17 protein-coding genes are annotated in these 16,853 nt (G+C 73.7%); 12 read left to right on the forward strand and 5 right to left on the reverse strand.

Translation table 11 applies throughout. From position 1 onward, the window contains the following. Positions 1 to 47: 47 nt before the first annotated feature. Positions 48 to 566, forward strand: a complete 519-nt coding sequence (locus ACIRYZ_RS27815) for a GNAT family N-acetyltransferase (protein ID WP_402949103.1) — start codon at positions 48 to 50, stop codon at positions 564 to 566. Positions 567 to 608: 42 nt separating this feature from the next. On the opposite strand, the gene ACIRYZ_RS27820 is transcribed toward ACIRYZ_RS27815, so the two are convergent. The 3 genes from ACIRYZ_RS27820 to ACIRYZ_RS27830 form a co-directional block, all read right to left on the reverse strand. Further along, positions 609 to 1,838: an MFS transporter gene (locus ACIRYZ_RS27820; protein WP_402949105.1), complete on the reverse strand. Its 1,230-nt coding sequence runs from the start codon at positions 1,836 to 1,838 to the stop codon at positions 609 to 611. A 150-nt stretch (positions 1,839 to 1,988) separates the two neighbouring features. Then, positions 1,989 to 2,585, reverse strand: a complete 597-nt coding sequence (locus tag ACIRYZ_RS27825) for an RNA-guided endonuclease InsQ/TnpB family protein (protein ID WP_402949187.1) — start codon at positions 2,583 to 2,585, stop codon at positions 1,989 to 1,991. Positions 2,586 to 2,769: 184 nt separating this feature from the next. Beyond that, on the reverse strand, positions 2,770 to 3,018 hold the full coding sequence (locus ACIRYZ_RS27830) for a hypothetical protein (RefSeq protein WP_402949108.1): 249 nt from the start codon (positions 3,016 to 3,018) through the stop codon (positions 2,770 to 2,772). 191 nt (positions 3,019 to 3,209) lie between these two features. Here ACIRYZ_RS27830 and ACIRYZ_RS27835 point away from each other — a divergent pair, with 191 nt between their 5' ends. The 7 genes from ACIRYZ_RS27835 to ACIRYZ_RS27865 all read left to right on the forward strand — a co-directional run bounded on the left by ACIRYZ_RS27835 (position 3,210) and on the right by ACIRYZ_RS27865 (position 10,808). Continuing rightward, positions 3,210 to 4,301 carry a VWA domain-containing protein gene (locus ACIRYZ_RS27835; protein WP_402949111.1) on the forward strand — a complete coding sequence of 364 codons (1,092 nt, stop codon included), beginning with the start codon at positions 3,210 to 3,212 and terminating at the stop codon, positions 4,299 to 4,301. A 525-nt stretch (positions 4,302 to 4,826) separates the two neighbouring features. Continuing rightward, positions 4,827 to 5,783: an alpha/beta hydrolase gene (locus ACIRYZ_RS27840; protein WP_402949113.1), complete on the forward strand. Its 957-nt coding sequence runs from the start codon at positions 4,827 to 4,829 to the stop codon at positions 5,781 to 5,783. 167 nt (positions 5,784 to 5,950) lie between these two features. Further along, positions 5,951 to 6,943 carry a DUF4129 domain-containing protein gene (locus ACIRYZ_RS27845; RefSeq protein WP_402949116.1) on the forward strand — a complete coding sequence of 331 codons (993 nt, stop codon included), beginning with the start codon at positions 5,951 to 5,953 and terminating at the stop codon, positions 6,941 to 6,943. Beyond that, complete coding sequence (locus ACIRYZ_RS27850) at positions 6,940 to 7,479, forward strand: hypothetical protein (RefSeq protein WP_402949119.1); 540 nt, start codon at positions 6,940 to 6,942, stop codon at positions 7,477 to 7,479. The genes ACIRYZ_RS27845 and ACIRYZ_RS27850 overlap by 4 nt, the downstream gene beginning before the upstream one ends. 103 nt (positions 7,480 to 7,582) lie before the next feature. Beyond that, on the forward strand, positions 7,583 to 8,641 hold the full coding sequence (locus ACIRYZ_RS27855; protein WP_402949122.1) for an AAA family ATPase: 1,059 nt from the start codon (positions 7,583 to 7,585) through the stop codon (positions 8,639 to 8,641). After that, on the forward strand, positions 8,638 to 10,137 hold the full coding sequence (locus tag ACIRYZ_RS27860; RefSeq protein ID WP_402949123.1) for a DUF58 domain-containing protein: 1,500 nt from the start codon (positions 8,638 to 8,640) through the stop codon (positions 10,135 to 10,137). Before ACIRYZ_RS27855 ends, ACIRYZ_RS27860 begins: the two co-directional genes overlap by 4 nt. Beyond that, complete coding sequence (locus ACIRYZ_RS27865) at positions 10,134 to 10,808, forward strand: hypothetical protein (RefSeq protein WP_402949126.1); 675 nt, start codon at positions 10,134 to 10,136, stop codon at positions 10,806 to 10,808. The genes ACIRYZ_RS27860 and ACIRYZ_RS27865 overlap by 4 nt, the downstream gene beginning before the upstream one ends. A gap of 58 nt (positions 10,809 to 10,866) precedes the next feature. On the opposite strand, the gene ACIRYZ_RS27870 is transcribed toward ACIRYZ_RS27865, so the two are convergent. Further along, a complete protein-coding gene (locus tag ACIRYZ_RS27870) occupies positions 10,867 to 11,295 on the reverse strand; it encodes a hypothetical protein (protein WP_402949128.1) in 429 nt (142 codons plus the stop codon). A gap of 516 nt (positions 11,296 to 11,811) precedes the next feature. On the opposite strand from ACIRYZ_RS27870, the gene ACIRYZ_RS27875 reads away from it, so the two are divergent. The 3 genes from ACIRYZ_RS27875 to ACIRYZ_RS27885 all read left to right on the forward strand — a co-directional run bounded on the left by ACIRYZ_RS27875 (position 11,812) and on the right by ACIRYZ_RS27885 (position 15,111). Beyond that, positions 11,812 to 12,909 carry a sugar ABC transporter substrate-binding protein gene (locus ACIRYZ_RS27875; RefSeq protein ID WP_402949131.1) on the forward strand — a complete coding sequence of 366 codons (1,098 nt, stop codon included), beginning with the start codon at positions 11,812 to 11,814 and terminating at the stop codon, positions 12,907 to 12,909. A gap of 166 nt (positions 12,910 to 13,075) precedes the next feature. After that, positions 13,076 to 13,864 carry an ATP-binding cassette domain-containing protein gene (locus tag ACIRYZ_RS27880; protein ID WP_363574390.1) on the forward strand — a complete coding sequence of 263 codons (789 nt, stop codon included), beginning with the start codon at positions 13,076 to 13,078 and terminating at the stop codon, positions 13,862 to 13,864. After that, positions 13,861 to 15,111: a sugar ABC transporter permease gene (locus tag ACIRYZ_RS27885; RefSeq protein ID WP_402949135.1), complete on the forward strand. Its 1,251-nt coding sequence runs from the start codon at positions 13,861 to 13,863 to the stop codon at positions 15,109 to 15,111. Before ACIRYZ_RS27880 ends, ACIRYZ_RS27885 begins: the two co-directional genes overlap by 4 nt. Positions 15,112 to 15,260: 149 nt before the next feature. Here the strand turns inward: ACIRYZ_RS27885 and ACIRYZ_RS27890 are convergent, their stop codons facing one another. Continuing rightward, positions 15,261 to 15,842 carry a TetR/AcrR family transcriptional regulator gene (locus tag ACIRYZ_RS27890; RefSeq protein WP_402949138.1) on the reverse strand — a complete coding sequence of 194 codons (582 nt, stop codon included), beginning with the start codon at positions 15,840 to 15,842 and terminating at the stop codon, positions 15,261 to 15,263. A gap of 133 nt (positions 15,843 to 15,975) precedes the next feature. On the opposite strand from ACIRYZ_RS27890, the gene ACIRYZ_RS27895 reads away from it, so the two are divergent. Then, positions 15,976 to 16,821, forward strand: a complete 846-nt coding sequence (locus tag ACIRYZ_RS27895) for a carboxymuconolactone decarboxylase family protein (protein ID WP_402949141.1) — start codon at positions 15,976 to 15,978, stop codon at positions 16,819 to 16,821. The last annotated feature ends 32 nt before the right edge of the window (positions 16,822 to 16,853 follow it).

Raw genomic sequence — 16,853 nt, forward strand, 5'->3', positions numbered from 1 at the left:
TCTATCGTTCCACTGAAACGAGTGTTTCAGTGGAAGGGGATGCTGCCATGGCCGCCACCGAGCCCGCGACCGCGACCGTCCGCGAGGCCGACCGCCCCGGCGACCTCGGTGCCGTCGCCGCCCTGCACGGCGTCCTCTACGCCCGCGAGTACGGCATGGACGCGACCATGGAGGCCTACGTCGCCGCCGGCATGGCCGAGTTGGTGCTGGCCCGCGTCCGCGAGGGCGACGCGGCACCCGGCCGCCTGTGGGTCGCCGAACTCGACGGCCGCGTGGTCGGTGCCACCGGCCTCGTCCGCGCGCAGGAGCGCCCGGGATGGGGCCAGCTGCGGTGGGTCATCCTCGACCCGGACGTCCGGGGCCGGGGCCTGGGCCGTCGGCTGCTGGAGACCGCCCTGGCCGAGGCCCGCGCCCGTTCGTACGAGGGCGTGCTGCTCTGGACGGTCGCCGGCCTCGCCGCCGCCCACCACCTGTACGCGAAGGCCGGCTTCGAGCTCACCGTCTCCCGCCCCGCCCACAAGTTCGGCCTCGACACGGTCGAACAGCGGATGGACCTGCGCCTGTGAGGGGCCCGCCGCCGTCGTCCTGGCGCCGGCGAGGCGAGCCGTTCAGGAGCGGGTGCCGCCCGGCCAGGTGAGACCGCGGGCGAAGTGGGTCGAGGTGACCAGGACCATGAGGCCGGCCGTGATGCCGCCGAGGGTCATGACCGTGGACGGGGAAGTGCGGTCCACGATGTTTCCCCCGACCAGCGCGCCGAGCGAGATCGTCGCCTGGAAGGAGGCGGTGAACAGCACCGAGGCCGCCTCGGGCGCGTCGGGGGCCGCCTTGGCGAACCAGGTCTGGGACGACACGGGGACCGCTCCGTAGGCGACGCCCCAGACGATCAGCAGGGCCACCGCACCGGCCTTGGAGGCGCCCAGCACCGGCAGCAGGAGGGTGGCGCCGGCGAGCAGGGCGGCTGCGGCGCCGAAACCGGCGCGGGGACGCCGGGCGACCAGGGAGCTGCCCAGGAAGTTGCCGGCGATTCCCGCGGCCCCGTAGACCAGCAGGAAGACGGTGATCAGCGTGGAGCCCGCGTGCGTGACCTGTTCGAGGAACGGGGTCACGTAGGTGTACGCCCCGAAGTGGGCCGGCACGATGAGGAAGGTCAGCAGCAGGGCGAAGCGGGTGTTCACGTTGCGGAACATGCCGCCCAGCACGCTCAGGCGGGTGGCCCCGGTCGGCGGCAGCGGGGGCATGACCAGCAGCAGCATGACGAGCACACCGAGCGGCAGGACGCCCATGACGACGAACGCCGTCCGCCAGCCCGCCACATCGCCGATGAACGTGCCGACCGGGACCCCGAGCACGGACCCCAGCGGGACGGCCGAGAAGATCACCGAGACGGCGCGGCCGACCTTTTCCGCCGGCACCAGCCGGTCGGCGAGTCCGGCCCCGATCGACCAGAAACCGCCGATGGTGATGCCCACCATGACCCGCGACACCAGGACCAGCCAGTAGTCCGGCGCCACGGCGGCCAAGCCGTTCGCCAGGGCCAGCAGGAGCATGAACGCGCACAGCACCAGTCGGCGGTCGATGCGGGCGGTCGCGACCGTGACCAACGGCGCCGAGATCGCCGCGAGGACTCCGGGCATGGTCATCATCAGCCCCGCCATCCCGTCGGAGACGGTGAAGCTGGATCCGATCGAAGTGAGCAGACCGATCGGCAGGATCTCGGTCGTGACGATCGCGAAGATCCCCAGCATCACCGACAGGACGGCCAGCCACTCGATCGCGGGTGATCGGGCCGGTAGGCCGGTTTCGCCGGGGCGCGACGTGGCGGTGGTCGTCGAGGCCATGAAGTCCGTCCAGTTGAAGGGCCTTTCGGTCCGGGCCAGTTCAGCAGGCCTCCCGGGCAGTGGCTGGCAGCTTTCCGACATCACCGTTGCTGATTTCGTAGTCGGATATCAGCAATCCGGGCATTACGGCCCGGAAGGTCCGTCACGGTGTCACCAGAGCGCGAGTTGCGCTTCGGTGTCCTGAGTACGGTCTCGCGCTTCCTCCTCGCCCCGCCGGCGGGGGAGGGTTGCGCCACCTGCCCGCCCCGCGCTCGCCGTGTGGCGGGTGCGGGTGGTGCGGGTCTTCCGGTCGGCTCCACGCGGTTTCGACGCTTGCGCGTCCGGGTCTCCGGCCACTCCGGTACCCGTGATGTCGGCCGACGCGAGGTCGGCGAGGTTGCGGGCCGCGTTCTCGTCCCGGTCGATGACCAGACCGCACGCGTCGCAGGTGAACACTCGGACATGCAGGGGCAGTTTGGCTTTCACTGTCTTGCAGTTCGAGCAGGTCTTGCTGGACGGGTACCAGCGGTCCGCGACGATGATCGTGCCGCCGGCCCAGTCGGTCTTGTAGGTGATCTGTCGGCGGATCTCGCCGAACCCGGCGTCCTGGATCTTGCGGGCCAGTCGGTGGTTGCGGAGCATCCCGGCGACGTTGAGGTCTTCGACCACGACGGTGCCGTACTCGCTCGCGATGCCGGTGGTGAGCTTGTGCAGGGCGTCGGCGCGCAGGTTCGCCACCTGGTGTCCGAATCGCTGAGACTCGCCCATAGAAACGGAAACAGCGGTCAACCCCACCAGGGGCAAGTGCGTGCAGGTCCTCTACGACTACCTCCGGCTCGTCCACGACCCGGCCAACACCCACTCCCGGCGCGCCCATGCGGAGATGAGCGCCCGCCTCGCCGCCAACGGCAATCCCCAGTAGCCGCCGGCCCCACCACCCCGCGGTGAACCGCTACCGGTCGGGCGCGGCGGTCTCGATCGCGGCGAGCAGACGGGCGTGGACGGCGCCGGCGGCGTCGCGGGTGGCCGGGTCGGGGTCGTCCAGTTGCCCGGCGATCAGCTCGGCGGCCGCGGCCAGCACCGGGACCGGCACGGCGGCGGTGCGCAGGTGGAGCAGCTGGGAGGCGGCGCGCTCACCGGCGGTGGTGGCGCGCGTGGTGGGGATGAGGTGCTGGAGGCCGCGCGGGGGCTGACTGGTCATCCGGCCATTGTCCCGGCTCCGGTGCGGACGTCGCCCTGCCGCGCCCGACGGCCGTCGAGGCGGGCGACAACCTCGCCGGCGCGGGCGGAACGGCCCGGAACGGGCTGTCAGTGCCCCCTCCTACTGTTGGGAACAACGCCGGAGGGGACGCCGAAAAGGCGCCGAAAGAGCGTTGGAAAAGGGGTAGAGCCATGTCTGCGAACCGTATCAAGCACAAGGTCAACCACGTCTCGCTCGTGGTCGACAAGTCCGGCTCGATGCGCCAGCACCAGGAGCAACTCGTCCGCGTGGTCGACGAGTTCGTGAAGGGCCTGCAGGAGGAGTCCGACCGGCTCGGCCACGAGACCCGCATCAGCCTCTACGCCTTCGACCACGAGGTGCAGAACCTGGTCTGGGACATGGACGTCAAGCACCTGCCGTCCCTGCGCGGCCTCTACAAGGTCGACAACGGTGCGACGGCGCTGATCGAGGCGGCCGTGAAGTCCGTCGACGACCTGAAGAACATCTGGGAAGGGTACGGGGAGCACTCCTTCCTCCAGGTCGTCGTCACCGACGGCGAGGAGAACGCCTCCGGCTGCTCGCAGAGCGGCCAGATGCACACCCGCATGGGCTCCGGCCAGGGCAAGGCCGTCCTGCGCTCGTGGATCGACCGCATCCACGGCGCCATGGACAACCTCCCCGACCACTGGACCTCGGCGATCCTCGTCCCGAACTCCCTGGCCAAGCGCACCGCCCAGGAGTACGGCTTCCCCGCGGGCAACATCGCGATCTGGGACGCGGACTCCAGCCAGGGCGTCGAGGAGGCCATCGGCACCGTCAAGAACGCCGCCACCAGCTTCCTGCGCGGCCGCGAACAGGGCGTGCGCGGCACCAAGAACCTGTTCGCCATGGGCCAGGACCTGAACACCGCCGAGGTCAAGGCCAACCTCGACGCCCTGGACACCGGCAAGTACATCCTGATCCCGGTCGACCAGCCGACCCCGATCCGCGACTTCGTCACCAGCGCCGGCCACACCTACAAGACCGGCTGCGCCTTCTACGAGCTGTCCAAGCGCGAGAAGATCCAGGGCAGCAAGCAGATCGCCGTGGCGGAGAAGGACCCGGCCACCGGCCGGACGACCGGCAGGGTGTTCTCCGGCCCGGCCGCCCGCCAGCTCCTCGGCCTGCCGGCATCGGAGGCCACGGTGAAGCCGGGTGAGAACCCCTCGTACACCGTGTTCGTCCAATCGACCTCCGTCAACCGCAAGTTGGTGCCGGGCACCAAGCTGCTCGTCCTCCTGTAGTCGCACACCACGACCCGGCAGCCGGACTCGGCGGCGCGCCGCCGACTCCCTCCGCACACGCCGAAAGACCGCCCCGCACCGTCCACCGGACCCCCATCGGGGGCGAGCCCCCACGGGGACCGAGGACGCCGAGCGCTGCTCCGCATATCGCCCGCACCTGAGCCCGGGCCTCCGGGGGCCGTACCGCTCCCGCCCCACACTGCTCCCACCCCACCAGCCGGTGCGACCGGGGACGACGGCCCAGCGGGTCCCGCCGTACACGCGCGGTCCGGCGGTCGAGGGCGAGGACACGGCGCCGCTGTCGATCCAGGTCGGGCGCGGACGGAACCGGGTGGTCCGGATTCCTCGTCCACTACGGTGATCGTTTGCTTGGGCCGGCCGACCGGGGGAAACGTGCCGACATCTGTCCGTCCGCCTGCTCCCGGCCAGGCCGCTCACGTGGATCCGCTCGACCGGACGGCGTCAACCGCTATCGCCTGTCCTGCCGCCGCGCACACGAAACCGAACGGCGAAAGGCCGACAGACATGACCACACACACCGGCGGCGTCACCGATCGGCCCTCGGCGGACCCCGTCGACCGCGCGGTGTCGCGGCGGCGCCTGCTGCGGCTCGGCGCCGGCGTCGTGGGCGGCGGTGCCCTGCTCGGGGCCGCGGCCGGGGGCGGGATGCTCGCCGGATGGCTGCCCGGTGGGGTGACGCTGAAGAAGGCACTGGGGATGACCGGGACGGACGGCGCGGTGCCGGACGCGGCACCGGGACCGGTGCACGTCGAGCGGGTCCACTCGGCGGCGCGGAACCGGGAGGTCGCGATGGTGACCATGCTCCCGCCCGGCGCCGCGGCGAGCACGAACCTGCCGGTCTGCGTTCTGCTGCACGGGCGCGGCAACGACGCGCAGGGCATGGTGGCGCTCGGGGTGCCGCAGTTCCTGGCGGCCGCGGTCAAGGGCGGCGTGCCGCCGTTCGCCGTCGTCGCGGTGGACGGCGGGGACGCCACCTACTGGCACCAGCAGGCCCCCGGCGGCGACGACCCGCAGGCGATGCTCCGCGAGGAACTCCCCGGCTGGCTGCACGCCCGCCAACTGCCCACGCCACGCGCCGCGATGGGGATCTCCATGGGCGGCTCGGGCGCCCTGCAGTACGCCGTCGGGCGCACGCAGAGCGGCCGCAACCTGGACGCCGTGGCGCTGCTCAGCCCGGCCGTCTTCCGCACCTGGGCGGACGCCCGCACCACCGGCGGGTACGCCGACGAGGCCGACTGGCAGGCCCACGAGCCGACCCTGCGTCTGGACCGGATGCAGGTCGGCGCCCTCGGCGTGTGGTGCGGCCAGGAGGACCCGTTCTGCCCCGCCGCCCGCCAGGTCGCGCGGCAGGCGCGAGCACGGGAGCAGCACTTCCCCGACGGAGAGCACACGGACGGCTTCTGGCGGCGGGTGATGCCCGACGCGATGTCGCTGCTGGGGCACGCACTCGCCACCGCCTGAGCAGGTACCGCCGCCTCCGTCCGTGGTGCGGGCGGCCCCGTTCGCAGGCGACGTCCCCCGCGCCGGTCCCGCCGCCGCCGCCTGTGGCGGCAGGTGACACCGTGACGGTTGGTGTGCGACGCTGCACCTCGCGCGCCGTCGCGCGCGTTGGAACCGGGGGGTTTCGCATGGACGGTGGATCGCCGTCGCGTACGCGCGGGTGGCGCGGTCGGCCGGCGGGGGTGCTGCTGGTCGTCGTCGGGCTGCTGGCGGCTGCCGCGGCGCTGCGGCCCGAGGGCGGGCTCCTGGGCACGGCCGCGACCGGGCCGGTGTCCGGCCTGGGGTTCGTGGTGTTGCTCGGGCTCGGCTGGGCCGTGCTGGTCGGCAGGTTCGCGGGGCGCTTCCGCGAAGAGGTCCGCCACCTCGACGGGCCGACACCCCGGGCCGAGCGCCTGCGGGAGACGGCCATGCTCCTGCTGCCGCTGGCAGCCGCCGCGGTGCCGGTCCTGCTGCTGGTCCTGTACGTCCGGGCCGAATCCGGGCTCGCCGTGCCCCGCCGGCGGCCGGTGATGCCCACCTTCACCCCCGAGGCCGTCCCGTCGTCCCCGCAGGCACCGGTCCCGCCGGCCGCCGGCGAGGGGCTCGAGGTGCTGGTCACGGCACTGTTCGCCCTGGCGGTGGTGGCCGCGGTCGTCCTCGGCGCCGTCCTCGTGTTCCGGCTGCGCCGGCTGCGGGTCCGCCGCCGGGAGGCGCCAGCGGTGCCGCCCGCCGCGCCCGCGAGCCCCGAGGCCGCTCTCGCCGAGGCCGTCGCCTCCGGCCGCAGGGCCCTGGAGGGGGCGGACGCCCGGGCGGCGGTGATCGCCTGCTACGCGGCGATGGAGGGCTCGCTGGCCGCCTCCGGCCTGCCCCGACACGCCTGGGAGAGCCCGACGGAGCTGCTGCGGCGCGCGCTGTCCGACGAGCGGGTCGACGCCACCGGGGTGCGGGAGCTCACCGCGCTCTTTCGCGAGGCCCGGTACTCGACCCACCGGATGGACGACGACCAGGTGCGCCGGGCCCGTACGGCCCTGGACGCCATCGCCGCCCGGCTCGCGGACGCCGCACCCCCGCCGGCGGCCACCGGGACGCACACCGCGGGGACACACACCACCGGGACGCCCACCGCGGGGGAGCACCGATGAGCAGCGCGACGCCCCGCCGCGACGGGCCCGCGGACGAGGCGGACCGCGAACTCGCCCGCCCCGGCTCGGTGCGCCACAGCCTGATCGAGCTGGCCGCGCCCGCCGTCCTCGCCGAGATCCTGTTCGCCCTGGTCGGCGGCTGGCCGGGGGCGGGGGCCGGCGCGGTCCTGCTGACCGTCACCGCCCTGCTCGTCGCCCGCCGCGTGGCCGGCGCGGGAGCCGAGACCCTCTCCCTGCGCCGCCGGCCGCGGCGGATGGAGGTCTACGAGCCCGGCCTCGGCGACTGGCGCTGGACGGTCCGCCAGGGCCTCGACCCCCAGGGCGACACCGCGCCGCTGCGCGCCAGGCTCCGACGGCTGTACGCGGTACGGCTCGCGGAGGTCCACGGCCTGGACCTGTCGGCCGACCGCGACCGGGCCGCCGAACTCCTCGGGCCCCGGCTGTGGCCGTGGATCGACCCCGCGGCGCCCGTCCCGGCCGAGGCCTTCCCGGCGGAGGTCCTGCGCGAGCTCGTCGACCGGCTCGACGCCCTGTGACCCACCGCGTCCCAGGGACGAACGCCCCCCGGACCCGGACCCGCCTCCCCACACCACCCTTCACCGCCCCCGTCACCGACCGAATCGTTTCCGCAGGAGAGTCATGCCCGACCTTTCCACCACCCTCCACGGCCCCGCCCACCCCGCCGGCCCGGGTACGGTGCCGGGGCAGGCACCGCAGGACGTACCGGCGCTGACCCCGCAGCAGGCCGGTGAGCGGGCCCGCGCGGTGATCGGGGAGATCGAACGGGCCGTGGTCGGCAAGCCCGAGGCACTGCGCCTGGTCATGCTCGGCGCCCTCGCCGGCGGACACGTCCTGATCGAGGACCTGCCCGGGCTCGGGAAGACCCTGCTGGCCCGCTCGTTCGCGACCACCCTCGGCCTGGACTTCCGCCGGATCCAGTTCACCCCCGACCTGCTGCCCTCCGACGTCACCGGTGCGCCCTTCTACGAGCGCAACACCGGCGAGATGGTGTTCCGGCCCGGCCCGCTGTTCACCCAGCTGCTGCTCGCCGACGAGATCAACCGGACCCCGCCCAAGACCCAGGCCGCCCTGCTGGAGGCGATGGCCGAGGGCCAGGTCTCCGTCGACGGCGCCACGCGCCGCCTGCCGGACCCCTTCCTGGTCATCGCCACCGCCAACCCGATCGAGTACGAGGGCACCTACGCCCTGCCCGAGGCCCAGCTCGACCGCTTCCTGCTGCGCGTGCGCATGGGCTACCTCCCCACCGCCACGGAGGCGGCGATGCTGCGCGCCAGGATCGACCGGGCCGCCCCCGAGCCGGTCCTGGAGACCGTGGTCGGCCCGGCGGAACTGCTCGCCATGCGGGCCGCGGTGGAACGGGTCGAGGTCGACGACGACCTGGTCGACTACGTCATCGCCCTCGTCGACGCCACCCGCAACGACCAGCAGATCCAGGTGGGCGCCTCGCCCCGCGGGGGCCTGGCGCTGATCCAACTGGCCCGCGCCCACGCCATGGTGGAGGGGCGCGACTACCTGACCCCCGAGGACGTCAAGGCGCTGGCCGGCCCGGCCCTGGCCCACCGCATCACGCTCAGGCCGGAACTGTGGGTGCGCCAGATCGAGGCGGACGACGTGATGGCGCGCCTGATCGCCTCCGTCCCCGCGCCGCAGACGCTGCCCCGCGCGGTGACACCGTGAATCCCGCCCCCGCCCCGGCCCCCGCCCAGGACGCGGCCCCGGCCGAGCCGGCCACCACACCGACCCCGACCCCGGCCACCGCCCAGGACGCGGCCCCGGCCGAGCCGGCCACCACACCGACCCCGACCCCGGCCACCGCCCCCGCCCCGGCCGCCGACGGCACGGACCGCCGCGCCCACCGCGCCCTGGCCCTGGCCGTCGCCCGCAGCGCCCGGGCCAGCGCCGCCGGTCTGCCCGACAGCCCGCCGTCACCGCACTGGCGGCCCGGTGAGCAGACCCTGCGCCTGCTCACGGTGGCCACCGTCGCGGCCGTCGCCGCCCTGGTCACCGGCCACGCCTGGCTGCTCGCCCCGGCCGCATTCGCGGCCGTCCTGCTCGCGCTGGCGGCCCCCGGAGGCAGCCGCCCCACCCGGCTGTCCGCCGAGAGCACCGCCCGGCCGCGGCGCTGCTTCGAGGGCGAGCCCGTCGCCGTGCACGTCACCGTGGACCACGACGGCCGGATCGGCCCGCCCGAGCCCGTCGTGACGCTCGGCCCCGGCCTCGCCCTGGACGCCCTGACCGTCACCCCGAACGGCGTCGACCTCGTCCTGCGCGCCGACAGCTGGGGCCGCCGGCACCTGGGCGTCGTCGACCTCGACGTGCCCGACGCCCGCGGCCTGACCCGCCGTACCGTGCGCACCGACCTCGGCACCGTCGACGTCTTCCCCGTCCCCGACGCGGCCCGCCTCACCCCGATCCCGGTCCGCCTGCCCGAACGGATCGGCGAGCACACCACCGCGCACGAGGGCACCGGCATCGAGGTCGTCGGCGTGCGCCCGCACGTGCCCGGCGAACGGCAACGGCGGATCCACTGGCCGTCCACGACCCGCCGCGACGCCGTCCAGATCAACCAGTTCGCCGCCGAACGCGCCGCCGACGCCGTCGTCCTGCTCGACACGCTCGCCGACTACATCGACACCGCCACCGGGCGGCACAGCCTGGACGAAACCCTGCGCGCCGCCACCGGCCTGACCCGCGCCTACCTGCGCCGGCACGACCGGATCGGCCTCGTCGCGGTCGGCGGACGCCTGCGCCAGCTCACCGCCGCCACCGGGGACCGGCAGCTCTACCGCATCGTGGAAAGCGTGCTGGAGGTCCGTCAGGACCGCCCCCGACGCGGCCCCCTCCCACCCCTGCCACTCGCGGCCCTGCCCGGCCACGCCCTCGTCTACGCCTTCACGCCGCTCTCGGACCAGCGCATCCTCGACGTCCTCGGCCAGGTCCGCGAACGCGGCAACCCGCTCGTCGTGGTGGAGATCCCGGTCGGGGAACCGGCGGCCCGCCCCGACGACGAGACCGACGCCCTCGCGCTGCGCCTGTGGCACGCGGAACGCGAGGCGATGCGCGCCACCCTGCGCGGGCGCGGCATCCCGGTGGTCCGCCACACGCCCGGCGAGACGCTGGACCTGGCCCTCGGGCCCCTGCTGCGCCGCCGGATCACGGGAGCGGCCCGATGACCGGCCCGTCGAGCACCAGGACTGCCCGGACGACTGCCCAGACGACCGGCCAGACGGCCGACCCGACGCGCGCCACGGAGCCGGGGCCGCCGGCCCGTACGGTCGCCGAACCGGCCCGCCGCCCCCGTACCGCCCACCGCGCCGAGCGGGCCGTACGCCTCGAACGCGCCGCCCTGCGCGGCACCGGCACCGCCCTCGCCCTCGCGGCGGCGGGCACCGGAACCGGCACGCTCACCGACCGCCTGGGGCCCGTCGTCCTCCTGCCGGTCGCCGTCGGCGCCCTGTGGGCCGCCGTCCCCGCGCCGGACGGCACGGCCCGGGCCAGCTGGCCCGCGCGCCTGTCCGCGACCCGCACCACGCTCCTCGCCGCCGGATCCGTCCTGCTCGCGGCCCTCGGCGAGCCGTCCTGGTGGCGGGCGCTCGCGGTGACCGTCCTGCTCGCCGGCCACCTGCTGCTGCTCGACGCGCTGGGCCCCCGCCGCCCGAGCATCCGCCCCGCCTCCGCGGCCGCCGCGCTGGCCGCCTCGCTGCTGGTCCTGCCGCCGGCCTTCGCCCCCACCGCGGCGGGGGAGTGGTCCCGGCCCCTCGCCGTGCTGGGCCTGGCCACGGCCGCCGTCGGTGTCGGCCTGGCCCTGCGCCCGGAGCCGACGCCGCCCCCCGACGGCCCGTGAACGCGGCGGTGGGGGCGGCCCCTGGTTCGGGCCGTCCCCACCGCCGGTCGCCCGGTGCCTACCTGCCGTCCCGGCGCAGTTCCTCGAACAGCGCGGACTGGCCCTCCAGGAGGCTCTCCAGGAACCGGCCGTGCCGGGTGAGCGTGCTGCTCTGGGTTTCCAGGGTCCGGGTCTGGGCCCGCAGCAGCATGGTCTGCTCCGCCTGGCCGGAGACCATGACGCCGAGGACATCGGCGAGGCCGGTCATCGACTGGCGCTGCCCGGCCCGGTCCGCGCGGACCGCGTCCGGCACCGGGGTGCGCTCGGGCGCGGGGGAGCGGACCTCCGCGTCGTCACGATCGGCCGCAACCGCCGCCGCCGGCGCGCGCGTCGCCGCGGACTCCTCGCGCAGGCGGTCGACCTCCGCCTCCAGCGCCGCCAGCCGCGCCCGCAGGTCGTCCAACTCGCCCATGTTCTCCACCGTCCAGTACCCTCCCCGGCCGTTCACGGCCATTGACGTGCGGCTTCAGCCTAGTCAGCCCGGCGCCGCCTCCCCCCGTCGGTCCCCGCGGGGAAGCGGCGGCCGAGTCGTCCTCGCACGCCGTCGCTGACGTTGCGTCAGGATCCCGCCCCCGCCGGTGAGTCGGGCAGCAGGGGCGGGCCGGGCCGGGACGTCCCGCCGGCGGGGTCGCCGCCGCGGAGCCCGTATCCGGCTCGCGGAGGACACCGAATCCGACACGTCTTGAACACATCTGCCCCGCAAGTGGCCGGGCGTCACTCCCGGCGCCCAGGTGGTCGACCGGGCCCGACAGGCATCCCGCCCCACACCGGCAACTGTTACTGACAGTTCCGACCTGCGTCTCTCCGTGTTCATGACGCCTTCGACGAATGTGTTCAGGAAGATAACGAAAAGGCGCGGCATGGTCTCGTATTGGATTTACTTCTTGACTACATCTGGCGGGTAAGGGTTGACTCCCTCCCACCCCGCCGCACCGTCGCGGCGACGTCAGGGAGGCACCCCCACATGAACGCAACGATGCGTCGCGCCGTCATCGCCACCGCAGCCGTCTCGATGGCCCTGTCCATGGCCGCGTGCGGCAAGGCCGGCGGCGACAAGAAGGACTCCGCCGCCTCCGGCGGCGACAACAAGTCCATCGGTCTGCTGCTGCCCGAGAACGCGTCCTCCACGCGCTACGAGTCGTTCGACCGCCCGTTCATCGAGGCCAAGGTCAAGGCCCTGTGCGCGGACTGCAAGGTGCTCTACAACAACGCCGAGGGCAGCGCGGCCAAGCAGAAGCAGCAGTTCGACACCCTGATCGCCCAGGGCGTGAAGGTGATCGTCCTGGACGCCTTCGACGCCACCTCCACCCAGGCCTGGGTCAAGGAGGCCGCCGACAAGGGCGTGAAGGTCGTCGCCTACGACCGCCTGGCCACCGGCCCGGTCGCCGCCTACGTCTCCTTCGACAACGAGAAGGTCGGCGAGCTCCAGGGCCAGGCCCTGGTGGACGCCCTCGGGGGCAAGGCCGCCGACGCCAACATCGTCATGATCAACGGCGACGACGCGGACCCGAACGCCGGCCAGTTCAAGGCCGGCGCCCACAAGGTCCTCGACGGCAAGGTCAAGAAGGTCGTCTACGAGCAGTCCGGTGAGTGGAAGCCCACCGTCGCCGGCCAGAAGATCGGCGCCGCGATCACCCAGTTCGGCAAGGACGGCTTCCAGGCCGTCTACTCCGCCAACGACGGCATGGCCGGCGCCATCATCACCCAGCTCCAGGGCGCGGGCATCAAGGTCCCCGTCGGCGGCCAGGACGCCGGCCTCGACGCCGTCCAGCGCATCGTCAACGGCGACCAGGCCTACACCATCTACAAGGCCTACAAGCCGCTCGCCGACAACGCCGCCGAACTGGCCGTCGACCTCCTGCAGGGCAAGGACGTCAAGTCCGTCGCCACCGCCAGCATCGACAGCGCCACCGACAAGGGCATCCCGGCCAAGCTGCTCGACCCCAAGGTCGTCACCAAGGCCAACATCAACGACACCGTCATCGCGGACGGCCTCTACAAGGCCTCCGACATCTGCACCGCGGACTACGCCGCCGCCTGCGCCGCCGCCGGCCTCAAGTAGCCGACCGGGCGGAGCTCCCCACCTCCCCGGGGAGCACCGCCCACACCGCACGGCGGGCCCCGCCCCGCCCCGGCACCCCTTATCGACGCTCACCCGCCCGCCCCGCACGGCGCGCGGGCCAGCCCGGCCGCCCACCCACCATCACGGCGCGCACGGGAAGAAGGAGATGGTTCACGTGACAGGCGCACCCGTACTGGCGTTGCGCGGGGTCTCCAAGCGCTTCGGCGCCGTCCAGGCACTGACCGACGTGCACCTGGAGGTACACGCAGGCGAGGTGGTGGCCCTGGTGGGCGACAACGGCGCCGGAAAGTCCACGCTGGTGAAGACCATCGCCGGCGTCCACCCCATCGACGAGGGGACGATCGAGTGGGAGGGCCGGGCGGTCTCCATCGGCCGCCCGCACGACGCCCAGGCCCTCGGTGTCGCCACCGTCTACCAGGACCTCGCCCTGTGCGACAACCTCGACGTGGTCGGCAACCTCTTCCTCGGCCGTGAGCTCAAGCGCTTCGGCACGCTCGACGAGGTCGCCATGGAGAAGCGCGCCCGCGAACTGCTCGACACCCTCTCCATCCGCATCCCGAGCGTGCGCATCCCCATCGCCGCCCTCTCCGGCGGCCAGCGCCAGGTGGTCGCCATCGCCCGCGCCCTCGTCGGCGACCCCAAGATCGTCATCCTGGACGAGCCCACCGCGGCCCTCGGCGTCGAGCAGACCGCCCAGGTCCTCGACCTCGTCGAGCGCCTGCGCGACCGCGGCCTCGGCGTCATCCTGATCAGCCACAACATGGCCGACGTCAAGGCCGTCGCCGACACCGTCGCCGTCCTGCGCCTGGGCCGCAACAACGGCGTCTTCGAGGTGGCCACCACCTCGCACGAGGAGATCATCTCCGCCATCACCGGCGCCACCGAGAACGCCGTCACCCGGCGCCAGGCCCGACTCGCGGAGGAAGCGAAGTGACCACCGAACAGCCCACCCCGACCACCCCCGCGGTCGACCCCCGCCTGCTCGTCCGCGAGGCCGGCCTCGCCGGCTACCTCGCCGAGTTCAAGCGGAAGATGAAGAACGGCGACCTCGGCTCCGTACCCGTCGTCCTCGGCCTGATCCTCATCGGCGCCATCTTCCAGAGCGTCACCGGCGACTTCCTCAACGCCGACAACCTCACCAACATCACCAAGTGGATCGCCGGACCCGGCCTGATCGCCGTCGGCATCGTCTTCGTGCTCCTCCTCGGTGAGATCGACCTCTCCCTCGGCTCCGTCTCCGGCGTCTCCGCCGCGATCGCCGCCGTCCTGTCCGTGCGCTCCGGCTACAACGAGTGGATCGCCTGCCTCATCGCCGTCGCCGCCGCCGTCGCCATCGGCGCCCTGCACGGCTTCTTCTTCGCCAAGATCGGCGTCCCGGCCTTCGTCGTCACCCTCGCCGGCCTGCTCGCCTGGAGCGGCCTGCAGCAGTACGTCCTCGGCGACAAGGGCACCGTCAACGTCGTCAACGACGGCGTCCTGGCCAACCTGGACACCTACTTCCTCGGCGACGGCGACATCGCCTACACCTGGGGCCTCGCCGTCCTCGGCATCGCGCTCTTCGCCGCCGGGCAGATCCTCGACACCCGCCGCCGCACCGCCGCCGGCCTCACCGCGCGCCCGGTCGGCGAGATCGCGCTGCGCACCGGCGTCCTCGCCGTCGTCGCACTGACCGCCGCGTACATGCTCAACCAGGACCGCGGCCTGCCGCTGCCCCTGCTGGTCTTCCTGGCCGTCGTCGTCATCACCGACTTCGTCCTGCGCCGCACGAGCTACGGCCGGCAGATCTTCGCCGTCGGCGGTGGCGTGGAGGCCGCCCGCCGCGCGGGCATCAACGTCGCCTGGGTCCGGATCTCGGTCTTCATGATCTCCGCCGGCATGGCGGCCCTCGGAGGCCTGTTCATCGCCTCGCAGCAGGGCTCCGCCGACAAGCTCCTCGGCGGCGGCAACGTCCTGATGAACTCCATCGCCGCGGCCGTCATCGGCGGCACCAGCCTGTTCGGCGGGCGCGGCAAGACCTGGTCCGCCCTGCTGGGCATCCTGGTCATCCAGTCGATCATCACCGGCCTCGACCTGGTCCACGTCAACCAGGCCGTCCAGTACATGATCACCGGTGCCGTCCTGCTCGCCGCCGTCGTCCTGGACTCCGTCTCCCGCCGCACCCGCAAGAGCGCCGCGCGCTGACCCGCCGTCACGCACGGCACGGGGCCGGCCCGGTATCCACCCCCTCGGATACCGGGCCGGCCCCTTCGTTCTCCAGGGGCCGTCCGTGGAGGGCGTCCGCCGCGGGCGGGCACCCTTGACCCGCTGCGCCCGGCGGGTCGGAGCGGGCGTCAGGAGGGGCGCAGGCCCTCCAGGACGGTCTCGACGAGCAGGGGGCTGCGCAGGGTCTCCTCGGGGCCGGAGCCGAGCAGGATCCGGTAGTAGACCGGGGCGTAGAGGATGTCGACCATCGTGCGGGTGGGCAGGTCGGCCCGGAGCTGGCCGGCGGCCACGGCGGTGTCGAGGCGGCGGACGCACCGCCGGATCCGGGGTTCGAGGAAGGTGGCGCGCAGGGCGGCGGCGAGGTCGGGGTCGCTCTGGGCCTCGGCGATGATGCCGCGGTAGAGCGTGCCGATGTCGCCGGTGAGCATGGCGGCCACGGCGGCGAGCTGGGCGGTGAGGTCGGCGGCGATGTCCCCGGTGTCGGGGAAGTCCATGGAGTCGCCGATCCGGTCGTTGACGGCGTCCAGGGCGATCGCGCCCTTGGACGGCCACCAGCGGTAGATGGTCGGCTTGCCGACGCCCGCGGTCGCGGCGATGGCCTCGATGGTGGTCTTGCCGTACCCCTTGGCCCCGGCCACCTCGAAGACGGCGTCCAGGACGGCGCGGCGGGCGCGTTCGCTTCGGCGTTCGGGGTTCGGCTGGGGGGTCATGGCCCGAGTCTAGCCCAGACGTGACGTTACGTTTCGTTTTGACAGTCGGCACCGTGCCGCCCTAGCCTCATCGACGTTACGAAACGTTTCGTAACGTCGTCGACTGCTGCTCACGAACCCAAGGAAGGCCGCCATGACCACCGCCGTCGCCTCCCCGTCCCCGTCCCCGTCCGCCGACCGCTTCGAGCGCGGGCTGGCCCTCCTGCACGAGATCGCCGGCCCCGAGGGCTCGGACATCCTGAACGGCCTCGGCGACATCGCCCCGGACCTCGCCCGGCTGACCGTCGAGTTCGGCTACGGCGATGTGTACGCCCGTCCCGGCCTCACCCTCGCCCAGCGGCAGCTGATCAACGTCGCCGCCCTGACCGCACTGGGCACCGCGGCCCCGCAGCTGCGCTTCCACATCGACGGCGCCCTCAACATCGGCGTCGAGCCCGCCGAGATCGTCGAGACGGTCCTCCACGTGGCGGTCTACACCGGCATCCCGGCGGCGCTCAACGGCATGGCCGTGGCCAAGGCCGCCTTCGAGGCCCGGCCGGAGCTCGACTTCACCCCCGCGCGAAGCGACACCGACGGCGCGCAGACGCTGCGGGAGCGGCACGAGCGCGGGCTCGCCGCGCTCAAGCGGGTCGACGGGGAGGCCGGGGAGCGCGTCGTCGCCTCGCTGGCGGACATCGCCCCGGTCCTGGCCGACTACATCGTCGACTTCGCCTTCGCCGACGTCTACTCGCGTCCTGCCCTCGACCTGAAGACCCGTGAACTGGCCACCGTGGCCGCCTGCACCGCGCTCGGCACCGCCGCCCCGCAACTGCGGGTCCACCTGCACGGGCTGCTCAACGTCGGCGGCACCCGGGAGGAGGCGATCGAGGCGATCGTCCAGATGGCGGTCTACGCGGGCTTCCCGGCCGCCCTCAACGGGATCGCCGCCGCCCGCGAGGTGTTCGCCGAGCGCGACGCGGCGGGCCGGGCGGGGGAGTAGACGCCCTCGCCCGCGGGCGAGCCGGCCGCGGA

It is taken from the genome of Kitasatospora sp. NPDC101155, assembly GCF_044768305.1.
Lineage (GTDB): Bacteria > Actinomycetota > Actinomycetes > Streptomycetales > Streptomycetaceae > Kitasatospora.

Excerpts from the sequence above, each read along its gene's own strand:
- ACIRYZ_RS27845 (WP_402949116.1), top strand. The coding sequence starts at position 5,951 with ATGGACGGTGGATCGCCGTCGCGTACGCGCGGGTGGCGCGGTCGGCCG.
- ACIRYZ_RS27815 (WP_402949103.1), top strand. The coding sequence starts at position 48 with ATGGCCGCCACCGAGCCCGCGACCGCGACCGTCCGCGAGGCCGACCGC.
- ACIRYZ_RS27875 (WP_402949131.1), top strand. The coding sequence starts at position 11,812 with ATGAACGCAACGATGCGTCGCGCCGTCATCGCCACCGCAGCCGTCTCG.
- ACIRYZ_RS27820 (WP_402949105.1), bottom strand. The coding sequence starts at position 1,838 with ATGGCCTCGACGACCACCGCCACGTCGCGCCCCGGCGAAACCGGCCTA.
- ACIRYZ_RS27850 (WP_402949119.1), top strand. The coding sequence starts at position 6,940 with ATGAGCAGCGCGACGCCCCGCCGCGACGGGCCCGCGGACGAGGCGGAC.
- ACIRYZ_RS27855 (WP_402949122.1), top strand. The coding sequence starts at position 7,583 with ATGCCCGACCTTTCCACCACCCTCCACGGCCCCGCCCACCCCGCCGGC.
- ACIRYZ_RS27890 (WP_402949138.1), bottom strand. The coding sequence starts at position 15,842 with ATGACCCCCCAGCCGAACCCCGAACGCCGAAGCGAACGCGCCCGCCGC.
- ACIRYZ_RS27835 (WP_402949111.1), top strand. The coding sequence starts at position 3,210 with ATGTCTGCGAACCGTATCAAGCACAAGGTCAACCACGTCTCGCTCGTG.
- ACIRYZ_RS27825 (WP_402949187.1), bottom strand. The coding sequence starts at position 2,585 with ATGGGCGAGTCTCAGCGATTCGGACACCAGGTGGCGAACCTGCGCGCC.
- ACIRYZ_RS27865 (WP_402949126.1), top strand. The coding sequence starts at position 10,134 with ATGACCGGCCCGTCGAGCACCAGGACTGCCCGGACGACTGCCCAGACG.
- ACIRYZ_RS27830 (WP_402949108.1), bottom strand. The coding sequence starts at position 3,018 with ATGACCAGTCAGCCCCCGCGCGGCCTCCAGCACCTCATCCCCACCACG.
- ACIRYZ_RS27880 (WP_363574390.1), top strand. The coding sequence starts at position 13,076 with ATGGTTCACGTGACAGGCGCACCCGTACTGGCGTTGCGCGGGGTCTCC.
- ACIRYZ_RS27840 (WP_402949113.1), top strand. The coding sequence starts at position 4,827 with ATGACCACACACACCGGCGGCGTCACCGATCGGCCCTCGGCGGACCCC.
- ACIRYZ_RS27895 (WP_402949141.1), top strand. The coding sequence starts at position 15,976 with ATGACCACCGCCGTCGCCTCCCCGTCCCCGTCCCCGTCCGCCGACCGC.